The sequence below is a fragment of the Dyella sp. genome, from assembly GCF_036568765.1.
Taxonomy (GTDB): Bacteria; Pseudomonadota; Gammaproteobacteria; order Xanthomonadales; family Rhodanobacteraceae; genus GSA-30.
Genome location: NZ_DATCRY010000121.1, coordinates 20,869 through 27,461 on the forward strand (window position 1 = coordinate 20,869; position 6,593 = coordinate 27,461).

Here is a 6,593-nt window from a genome sequence, read left to right on the forward strand (position 1 = left end):
CGCGATGACCACCAACATCATGCAAGCGTTGTACAACAGCGTATCGGGATTGTTCGGCTTCTCGCAGAGCCTCAATACGATCAGCGACAACATCAGCAACATGAACACGCCGGGCTTTCGCGGCAACGATTCGTTCTTCGAGAACGTGATGGACGACGACGGAACCAAGGTGGCCGGCACCGGCCGAAACCTGAGCGAAGGCCAGATCGAACAGGCCAGCTCCGATACCGACGTGGCCATTCAGGGCGAGGGCCTGTTCATCCTCAAGGATCCTCAGGGCAATCTGTATTACACGCGTTCGGGCCAGTTCGAGCTCAACAGCGACGGCTTGCTCGTCGACTCGGTCAACAAATATGTGGTGCAGGGCTACGACGCTGCCGGCAACTATGGCTCGATCGATGTCAGCAGCCTGCGCAGCTTGCCGGCGCAGGCGACGACGACCGTGAACATCACCGGCAACATCGTTGGTCCTAATGCCAACACGGTCAGCAATATCACCGTCTATGACGATATGGGCGTGGCGCATCAGCTCACGTTGACCATGACACCTCCGACCCAGACTACCTCCGGCGACTGGACGGCAACGGTCACCGATGCCAGCGGTAATACGCTCGGCAGCGGCGATATCCATTTTGCGAGCAACGGTGCGCCTCAACCGGCATTCAACGAACTTAGCTTTACCAAGCAGCTTGGCTCCAATCCGCAGACGATCGTATTCAATTTCGGCGCGCCCAATAGTCTTAGCGGTACCACTGCCATTCAAGGGTCGCCATCCAGTGTTGCCGCCAAGGTGCAGGACGGTCACGGTGTGATCGGCTTGACCAGCGAATCGTTCGATACCAACGGTGTGCTGCAGTTGACTTACGCCGACGGCGAAACCAAGGCCGGTCCGCAGCTGGCGTTGGCGTCATTTCCAGATGAAAGTTCGCTCGAGGCCATCCAGGGCAATCTGTATCTGCCGCCGCAGAACCAAGTGGTGACGATCGGCCGCGCGGCCTCCGGTGCATTGGGCCAGATCGAAGGCAGCAGCCTGGAGATGTCCAACGTGGACCTTACGCGTGAACTGGCCGAGATGATCGTGATCCAACGCGGCTATCAGGCCAGTTCGCGCGTCATGACCGTGTCCAGCGACATGTTGCAACAGCTCTACCAGTCGACGCAGGGCAATTGAGCGGTATGGACGAAGTACGTTTCGGTTGGATCGGCCAGACGCGTCGTGCGGCACTGGAAGGCTTGCTTGCGGGCTTGCTGGAGGAATGGTCGCGCGAGTGGTGGCTCGGGCATGCCAGTAGCCAGTTCAGCTCCGATGCGGTGACTGAGCTGGACGCGCAGGCTCGCCTGCAAGGTGCTTTTATCTCAGTCGGGCCGCATGGCGCGTTGGCGATTCATGTCGGCACGCGCGCGACCGAGGCGATCGGTCGCCATCTTGCGCTGGTGGTGAGCGACGACGATGCAGCCCTGGCCGCCTCGCTGGGCGAGCAGGCCCTCAACGACCTGGCCGCATCGATCCATCGACGCGCGGGTGCTGCGCCAGTAGGCGGTGCAAGCAAGCAGGCATTGCCCGCATCGCTGACGCAGGCGCGGCATGGCGCTTTTGCCGTCCAGGCTAGCCTCGGCCGATTGCCGTTGACTGTACTCATCGATCGAAGACTTGGCGAACGATTGGTGCCGCCGGCGTCTGCCGCGGTGGGTTCGGCTCTGGTGCCGCGTCGCGAAGCGCTGTCGCAGGCGGCGGTACAGGTCAGCGCCACCATGGCCTTCGGCCAGGTCGATCTTGCCCAGCTTGCCGATCTGGCGGTGGGCGAGGTGCTGGTGGCCGATCGCAAATTGGAAGACCCCCTGCATATCCATGTAGAGGGCAGGGGAGTCGTCGCTACCGGTTATCTGCGACGGTCTGGAACACAGCGCGCCATCGTGCTCGATGGCGCTATTACGCGGGAGCATCATTATGACTGAAGTCGTCGCGGCACCGATCGAACTGGAAGAAGCCGCATTCCAGGCGCATACGTCCGAACCGCTGATCAAGCGCAATCTTGCGATGCTCGGCCACGTCAACGTCAAGCTCGATGTTGTACTCGGTAGCGCACAGATCAATGTGGATCGGCTGTTTGCGCTGGGCAAGGGCGATTGCATCGAGCTGGATGCCGACCTGGATGCGCCGGTGACCTTGCAACTGGACGGCAAGCCGATCGCCCGCGGCCAGCTGATGGCCGTGGGCGACAGTTTTGGTTTGAAAATCGTCGAGATCCTGTGAAGTACTTGGACCTTCCACGGTATCTGCTGATGGCGCAGGCCAATACGGCGCCCACGGCGATTCCATATCGCACGGATGCCGCCGTATCGACCGGGTCGGTAGCGATGGCGCTGGTCATGACCGGCGTGCTGCTGGTGCTGTTGATCGGGGTGCTGTTGTATTCGCGCAAGCGAGGCTGGTTGCCGACAGCCCGTCGCCCCGCGCCGCAGTCGCCGGGCGGCGAGATCCGCCTGCTGTCGAGCCGACGCGTCAGCATGGCGACAACGGTGCATGCGATCGAGTACGCCGGGCGGTCCTATTTGCTGACCGAGAGTTCGCGCAGTGCAAGTGCGACGCTGACACAGCTGGAGCCTGCCAGCGAGGAAGGAGAAAGCGCATGACGCGCAAACGTCTTTGCCTGATTGCCGTTCTGCTTGCCGCCTGGTGCATGCCGGCGCTGGCATGGTGTGCGGATCCCTTGCAGGATGCCATCGCCAAAGCGAGCGCCGACGACTATTCGCCGATCCTGCGCTCATTCCTGCTGCTTACGCTGCTGTCGTTCATTCCGTTGATGGTGATTGCGCTGACTTCGTTCACGCGGATCATCGTGGTGCTGTCGCTGATGCGTAGCGCACTGGGTTTGCAGCAGACGCCGCCGAACAGCGTGTTGATCACCCTGGCGATGTTTCTGACCCTTTTCACGATGAACCCGGTGTTCCAGAACGCCAAGCAGGCTGCCCTGGATCCGTATCTCAGGCATGAAATTCCGGCGCAGGTGGCGGTGGTCAAAGCCTTTGAGCCATTCAAGCTGTTCATGGTCAAGCAGACGCGCGAGGAAGACTTGCTTGCTGTGGTGCGGATGTCCAAGCTGCCGTCGCCCAAGTCGGTGGACGATATCGGTCCGTTGCAACTGGTGCCGGCCTTCATGTTGAGCGAGCTGCGAACGGCGTTCCAGATCGGCTTCGTGATCTTTCTGCCGTTTCTGCTGATCGACCTGGTAGTTGCGGCGATCCTGATGGCGCTGGGCATGATCATGCTGCCGCCCACAACGATCAGCTTGCCGCTCAAGATCCTGCTGTTCCTTCTGATCAACGGATGGGCGTTGCTGGCCCAGGCGCTGTTGAGCAGTTACCACGTCTAGCGACCGGACGCGCTGGCTTGGACGTCGCCGAACTTCACCTCTGGGAACAATGGCGCACGCAGCGTGATGTCGATGCGCGAGATGCCCTGGTGCTGAAGTACTCGCCGTGGGCGCGCATGCTGGCGCGGGATGTGTATTTGCGTGTCTACCTGGTACGCGATGCCTGGCAGGACTGCGTGCAGAACGCGCTGCTCGGGATGCTGGATGCGATGGAACGTTTCGATCCGTTCATCGGTGCGACCTTCTCGACTTACGCTCGTTCGCGTGTGCGCGGCGCGGTGTTCGATGGCTTGAGGACCCTGAGCGAGGCCGGTGTGCAGGCGACCCAGGAACCAGAGAGCCCCTTGCTGGCCGAGCGCACGGCGTCGCTCCTGCAGAGCGATTTGCCGGAGGGCGACGAGGACCCGCTGGAACTGTTCGTGGCCATGACAGCCGAACTCGGCCTGGGCTTCCTGATGGACACGCAGTCGATGCCAGCGCAGGAGCCCGCTGCGGCCGACGTCTACACGGAAATGGAGCGTGACAGCCTGTTGGCCGCGGTCGGCCGCCGCCTGGAACTGCTACACGAGCGCGACCGCACCATCCTGATTCTGCATTACTACCATCAACTGCCTTTTGGCGAGATAGCCGACCGGCTGCAGTTGACCAAGGGGCGGGTATCGCAACTGCACCGGCGTGCGTTGAAGGAACTGCGCGCCCTGCTCAAATTGTCCGAGCCGGCACACTGCTGAGGCAATTGTGAACATTTGTTACGTGCGGCGATAGCCGACACGTTTGCTTACATTTGCCTTCCTTGCCGATACAACCGGCTCGGCTGTAAGGCCTAGGCTTGCTTCACCCCCATCCTATTCTCCATGAGGTGATTGCATGCTATCGAGCCCTGCCAAAGGTGCGCTGCTGACCATCGTGCTTGCATTGACCGCCGGCTGTGCCAGTAGCGGCGGGCGTATGGCGCAGAAGGCGCAGGAACGGTTTACCTCAGCCGATACCAATCAGGATGGCTACCTGAGTCGCGACGAGGCGCAGAGGGGCATGCCGCGGCTGGCCGAGCATTTCGACGAGATCGACACGGATCGCGATGGGCGTTTGTCCAAGGCGGAGATTCTGGCCTATGTGCAACAACGTCGCGCGGCACGGTGAGGGCAAGCCATGACCTATCTATCCACTCGCGTTAACCGCTCCATGCCGCCGTCCGCGGTCACTCCGGTATTGAGTTACCAGGACGTTGGGGCGGCGGTCGACTGGCTGCGGATCGTTTTCGGTTTTCGCGAGCGTTTACGTATCGGCGAGCACCGCGCTCAGCTGGCGATCGGCGATGCGGCCAGCATCGTAGTTGTACAGGGCTTAGGAGGGCATCCGGCCAGCGGCTGGGCGACACATTCGATTATGGTGCGTATTGCCGATGTCGATGCGCACCATAGCCACGCCATGTCGTGCGCAGCGAGGGTTGTGAGTGCGCCGGCTTCTTATCCCTATGGCGAGCGGCAGTACACGGTAATGGACCTTGGAGGACACCTGTGGACGTTCTCGCAGACCGTCGCCGATGTGGATCCATTGAGTTGGGGCGGTCAGCCGATAGCCTTGCAGTTGGAAGATGCCCAGTCATGAGCGCTGTCGTGAGAATGCGGATTGCGCGCCTGATGGTCTGCGCGGCGGCGTTGTCGCTGTCCGGTTGCGTTGGCATTGCCATCCACCTTTACAAGTACGCCCACAAGAAGAGCGCGACACAGCCAGCGGCCGCGCCAACGGCCGCCGATCCTTCGGCGAATGTCCGTGCAGCTTTGGAGTCGGCCGTCAAGGACGGGGCACCGGGCGTGACCGCGATCGTGATGCGGGGCGATACTCGTCTGCTGCGTATGGATGTCGGCACGATCGATCCCAATGCGCAATGGCCGGTTGCCTCGGCATCGAAGTGGCTGACCGCGGCCTTGGTGATGAACGTGGTCGACGAAGGCAAGCTCTCGCTCGACGTGCCGATTTCGCGTTATCTGCCGGCATTCAAGGGCCAGGCCGGCGAAGTGACGTTACGCCAGCTGTTGGCGCAGACCTCGGGTGAAGGAAGCCTGGAAGACGGCTTGGATATTCGCCAAGATCCGCGCATGACGCTGGCGCAGTCGGCGGAAGAGGTCGCGCGGCAGCCGTTGGTCGATGCTCCAGGCACCGTGTTCAAGTACGGCGGTCCCGGATTCCAGGTGGCTGGTGCGGCCGTCGAAGCGGTAACTGGAAAGCGTTGGGCCGATCTATTCCAAGAACGGATCGCAGTGCCCCTTGGGATGACGCATACCTATTGGACGCACATCCCGGCCAACGGCGCGACGGCGGCGCAGACACGCAATCCCCTGCTACAGGGTGGTGCGGTCATGACTGCCGAGGACTACATGCGTTTCCTTGGCATGTTGGCGCACGATGGCATGGCCAACGGACATCGTGTGCTTTCGCACGCTTCGGTGGAAGCCATGGAAACCGTGCAGACCGACGGCAAGCCGGAGGCATATATGCCTCCGGGGGTGAAGGGATCGTCACTGCAATACGGCTTGGGTAATTGGTGCGAGAGCTGGGACGCGAATCTGCGCTGTCAGATGGTGTCGAGCGCTGGCGCGTTCGGGACGTATCCGTGGATCGACCGCAAGAGCGGCCTATACGGGATCTTCTTTACGCGGGCGCGGTTGACCAAGATCGAAGCTGACTATCGTCGGGCGAGGGTGGCGATTCTGGCGGCTTATGGCAGTAAGTAGCCATGCTTGCCGCAGGTGCCAGCCATCGGCGACAGGCTCCCTCCTTTGTTCAAGGGGGGACCTGCTTCTGTTGCCCGATCGGGCTCAAGCGAGGAAAAGGGCGGGGAAGAGCGACACATGCAACTCCCATGGCTCGGGAGGGCAGCGCTGAAGAAGGTCTGACCCTTGCGACAAGCACTCATTCGGCTAAGGTAACTTCCCTAGCCCAGTTCGAGCGCGAACACCAATGACCAAGCCCAAGAAGCTTTTGCACCTGGCCATCGCCGCGGCCATGGTTCTTCAGGCAGGCACTGTCTCCGCAAGCAACGCATGGAGCGATGCGCATCTTTCGCCGGACAAGCGTGCCGATCTGCTGGTGTCGCAACTGACTCTCGACGAAAAAATCCAGCTCGTTCACAGTTTTTTCGCCGGCCCGCCTCAATCGAATGGCAAGCCGGAACGCGTTCCGCCTGGCGCGATCGGCTCGGCCGGCTATGTCCCCGCC

At 61.5% G+C, this 6,593-nt stretch carries 9 protein-coding genes and 1 pseudogene; all 10 read left to right on the plus strand.

Annotated elements, in window-relative coordinates; translation table 11 throughout:
* The first annotated feature begins 4 nt into the window (after positions 1–4).
* On the plus strand, positions 5–1,171 hold the full coding sequence (locus VIM98_RS08820; RefSeq protein ID WP_331992725.1) for a flagellar hook-basal body complex protein: 1,167 nt from the start codon (positions 5–7) through the stop codon (positions 1,169–1,171).
* A 5-nt stretch (positions 1,172–1,176) separates the two neighbouring features.
* Complete coding sequence (locus tag VIM98_RS08825; protein ID WP_331992726.1) at positions 1,177–1,956, plus strand: FliM/FliN family flagellar motor C-terminal domain-containing protein; 780 nt, start codon at positions 1,177–1,179, stop codon at positions 1,954–1,956.
* A complete protein-coding gene (locus VIM98_RS08830) occupies positions 1,949–2,254 on the plus strand; it encodes a FliM/FliN family flagellar motor C-terminal domain-containing protein (protein WP_331992727.1) in 306 nt (101 codons plus the stop codon). Before VIM98_RS08825 ends, VIM98_RS08830 begins: the two co-directional genes overlap by 8 nt.
* Positions 2,251–2,634, plus strand: a complete 384-nt coding sequence (locus VIM98_RS08835; protein WP_331992728.1) for a hypothetical protein — start codon at positions 2,251–2,253, stop codon at positions 2,632–2,634. Before VIM98_RS08830 ends, VIM98_RS08835 begins: the two co-directional genes overlap by 4 nt.
* Positions 2,631–3,374 (plus strand): flagellar type III secretion system pore protein FliP, encoded by a 744-nt coding sequence (gene fliP, locus VIM98_RS08840; RefSeq protein WP_331992729.1) that lies wholly within the window; start codon positions 2,631–2,633, stop codon positions 3,372–3,374. The genes VIM98_RS08835 and fliP overlap by 4 nt, the downstream gene beginning before the upstream one ends.
* Before the next feature lie 17 nt (positions 3,375–3,391).
* A complete protein-coding gene (locus VIM98_RS08845) occupies positions 3,392–4,105 on the plus strand; it encodes a sigma-70 family RNA polymerase sigma factor (RefSeq protein WP_331992730.1) in 714 nt (237 codons plus the stop codon).
* Positions 4,106–4,241: 136 nt separating this feature from the next.
* Positions 4,242–4,514 (plus strand): EF-hand domain-containing protein, encoded by a 273-nt coding sequence (locus VIM98_RS08850; protein ID WP_331992731.1) that lies wholly within the window; start codon positions 4,242–4,244, stop codon positions 4,512–4,514.
* Positions 4,515–4,523: 9 nt separating this feature from the next.
* A complete protein-coding gene (locus VIM98_RS08855; RefSeq protein WP_331992732.1) occupies positions 4,524–4,982 on the plus strand; it encodes a VOC family protein in 459 nt (152 codons plus the stop codon).
* Positions 4,983–4,996: 14 nt separating this feature from the next.
* Positions 4,997–6,109 (plus strand): serine hydrolase domain-containing protein, encoded by a 1,113-nt coding sequence (locus tag VIM98_RS08860; protein WP_331992734.1) that lies wholly within the window; start codon positions 4,997–4,999, stop codon positions 6,107–6,109.
* Between the two features lie 226 nt (positions 6,110–6,335).
* Positions 6,336–6,593 (plus strand): annotated as a pseudogene (locus tag VIM98_RS08865) (glycosyl hydrolase); the annotation flags it as partial.